This window comes from Blautia sp. aa_0143 (assembly GCF_004167315.1).
Lineage (GTDB): Bacteria > Bacillota > Clostridia > Lachnospirales > Lachnospiraceae > Blautia_A > Blautia_A fusiformis.
The window spans coordinates 1-3,148 of sequence record NZ_RCXU01000063.1; the positions used below are offsets into that span (position 1 = coordinate 1).

Below are 3,148 nucleotides of genomic sequence, written 5' to 3' on the forward strand. Positions count from 1 at the left end.
CCCGTCTCCCTTAATTAAAGATATTGTTGGGTAAAAAAGAAAGGTCAGTCGATTTTGCCGATGAAGCGGTAGTAGATTTCTACTTCCTGCTCACGGCTTCCGTCCTCGCCCTTGACAGCTTCGTGGACGGTTATTTTTTCAATTAGAGTGTTCAGAAGTTCGGCGGTCAGCTCCACGGGGTTGACATACTGTTTCATCAGGGCAATCCACTTTTCAGCATCCGCTGCGGTCTGTACGGCGGCTTCCATCGTTTCGTGAAGCTGTCTTATTTTTGTTTCAAGCTCCTTTTGCTCGTTCTGGTACTTCTCGGACAGCATATTGAAGTTATACTCGGTTATGCGTCCGGCAGACCAGTCCTCATACATTTTAGCAAACAGCCCGTCAACCTCGGCTTTACGCTTCTCTGCCTTTTTCAGCTCCGCAGCCTGCTTTTTCTTCGCAGAGTTTCTTTCCCTGTCGCTGGCATTGAGCAGGCGTTTCAGCAGCTTGTCCTCGTCTTTCTGTGCCAGCATAGACCAGTATTGCAGTCTTGCAAGCACATAGGCATACAGTACATCATAGCGGATATAGTGCATGGAACACTGGCGTAATCCCTGCCCGTTCTTGCTGCAATGGTAGTACCCGTATGGGTTCTTATTCTGCTTGTTTTCCCCATAGGCTAAAGACCATCCGCAGTCTGCACATTTTATCAATCCTGCGAAAATCTGTGTCGTACCGTTTCTGCGTTTCCTGCGTCTGCTTGCAATCAGCTCCTGAACTTTTTGGAACACTTCTTCAGAAATGATGGCTTCGTGGGTATTTTCCACACGATACCATTCTTCCTGCGGCTTCCGCACCTTTTTCTTGTTCTTGAATGAAATGTTGCTCTGCTTGTTGTGAATGCTGTGACCGATGTAGGTTTCCTCTTTCAAAATGCTCTTGACCTGTGCTATCGTCCACGCATAGGCTTTTTCTGCGGGCGCACCGGCGTAGATATTGGCGAAAGTCCCGTATCTTTCATAGTTCAGCCAGCCGGGGGTAGGTACTTTTTCCTCCACCAGAATCCGTGTAATGCTGGCGGCTCCACGCCCGTGTACAGCAAGGTCAAAAATCTTCTCTACAATCCAGCGTGTTTCCGGGTCGATCAGAAGATGACCTTTTTTGTCCGGGTCTTTTACATAGCCCAGCGGTGCATAGGCTCCATAGTGTGCGCCATTGGCAAATCTTGTGTGCATGGCAGCCTTGACCTTTTTGCTGGTCTGTCGGGCGTGCATTTCATTCAGGATGTTTAAGAACGGTGCAAGCTCGCTTTCTCCGTTGATGGTGTCCACATTGTCATTGATGGCAATGTAGCGTACTCCCTTGCTGGGGAAATAGATTTCCGTGTACTGACCGGTCAGGATATAGTTTCTTCCCAGACGGGATAAGTCCTTTGTGACAACGCAGTTGATTTTCCCGTCTTCGATGTCATCAATCATCCTTTGGAAACTTGGACGCTCGAAATTTGTCCCACTCCATCCGTCGTCAATGTACTCGTCTACAACGGTCAGCCCATGCTCTGCGGCATACTGTCTAAGCATCATGCGCTGGGTCTGGATACTGCCGCTTTCCCCCTGTAATTCATCGTCACGGCTCAATCTCAAATATAGTGCAGTGTTATAAATCGTTGTATTGTATGGTTGTTTCACGGTTAAAAATCCTCCTTCTAAAAGAAACAACCCACGCTTATACAATACTCGCTGGTACAAGTATATCATAAGCGTGGGCTGATTGACAGTCGTTATTCCGTATTTTTTCAGGAAGCGGCGGCAGCGTGCTTGATCACATCTTCCAGCAGGCTGTCAAGCGGCTTCCCATCCTGTGCGAAATGCTCCGATACCTTGATACGGACTTTCCCCATGACAAAATACTGGGTGCCGTCTTTTTCGGTAAGCAGGGTGCCGCTGCTTTTGTTATTGCTCTCGTTTTTGCTTTTTGCCATAGGCAGTTACCTCCATAAATGAAATATGCCCGACAAGGGAATGTCAGACAGGTGTACAGCCGCAGACTGTCTCCGTGTCAACCAAACCGTGTCAACCGGCAGAAAAGACTTTGAAAACAATCCATAGGCGCTCTATGATTACTTTTTACTTTTTCTTTGATTTCTTGGTTGACATGGTTGACAAAGGAGAGAAATGCCCCAAATATCAGGCTTTTCCCCGTCAACCGGCTGTCAACCAAAGCGTCAACCAAACTGTCAACCGGTGGCTTTTCAGAATGGCAGTTCCATTTGCCGGGCTTCTTCTTCCGTGATTTCCTGAAAACCGTCCCCCTCCGGCGGGTCTTGGTTGACACGCTCCCAGCCTTTTTGAGAACCGTATTTCTTATACCGCTTCGGGCTTTTGTAGGCTACCCAGCCCTGTATGATGCCGCCCGCAATGCCGGTATTCATAATCTCGCAGATTGCCCGTGTCTCCCAGTCTGCCGGGGAATTTAAGTTCCCCAGCGCTTCCTCATAAAGCTGCTTGGAGCATACCCTGTCACCGGTGTAGTCCTCCAAATAGGCGTAGATCATGCCAGCCTGTGTGTCCTCCTGCATGAAGTCCTGCTGATGGGCGTTCAGGTATCGGTTCATTTCTATGCTGAATGACAGCTTATACTTCCCACTGCGGTAAACCGTCATGGCTTCCGCCCACATCTGTTCGATATACGCCCTCGCCGCCGCTTCATCGTCCAGTATGTGAACCTCCGCCCGTTCCGGGTACACCGTCACGGGGAGAAAGCGCCGGTTGCCGGTGCGATCACGGGGCAAAAAGTCCTGCCGGTTGGTCGTCCCTCCAAATACACATTGCCGCAGCCGGTCTGCCGGATGTGTCTCATACGGCACTTTGTAGGTTTCTTTCTGGCGGCTTAAGAATGACTTGATTTCCTCAATACTCTTGGCGTTGGCTGTGGCAATCATCTCCGACATCTCGATAATCCAATGCCCTTGCAGCTTGCGGTACACATTTTCATCGTCCAGCTTTTTCAAATCGTCTGAAAACCATTCGTCCCTGCCTGCCAGCAGCCGGAAAAAGGTAGATTTCCCGGCTCCCTGACCACCAACCAGACAGAGCATGACCTCAAACTTGCTCCCCGGTCTGAATACCCGCCGGATGGCTCCCATCAGGAACAGTTTCAAGGCTTCATA

3 protein-coding genes are annotated in these 3,148 nt (G+C 49.6%); all 3 read right to left on the reverse strand.

Translation table 11 applies throughout. The annotated features are described in order from the left end of the window. Positions 1-44: 44 nt before the first annotated feature. Positions 45-1,667 (reverse strand): recombinase family protein, encoded by a 1,623-nt coding sequence (locus EAI83_RS16870; RefSeq protein WP_008791695.1) that lies wholly within the window; start codon positions 1,665-1,667, stop codon positions 45-47. Positions 1,668-1,774: 107 nt separating this feature from the next. Further along, the gene (locus EAI83_RS16875; protein ID WP_129976277.1) at positions 1,775-1,960 is read right to left on the reverse strand and encodes a hypothetical protein; all 186 of its coding nucleotides are present in this window, start codon (positions 1,958-1,960) and stop codon (positions 1,775-1,777) included. Between the two features lie 270 nt (positions 1,961-2,230). Further along, on the reverse strand, positions 2,231-3,148 hold a 918-nt coding region (locus EAI83_RS16885), incomplete at its 5' end, for a virulence-associated E family protein (RefSeq protein ID WP_129976281.1).

What these genes read in the sequence shown, in the direction of transcription:
- EAI83_RS16875 (WP_129976277.1), bottom strand. Translation starts at nt 1,960, where the DNA reads ATGGCAAAAAGCAAAAACGAGAGCAATAACAAAAGCAGCGGCACCCTG.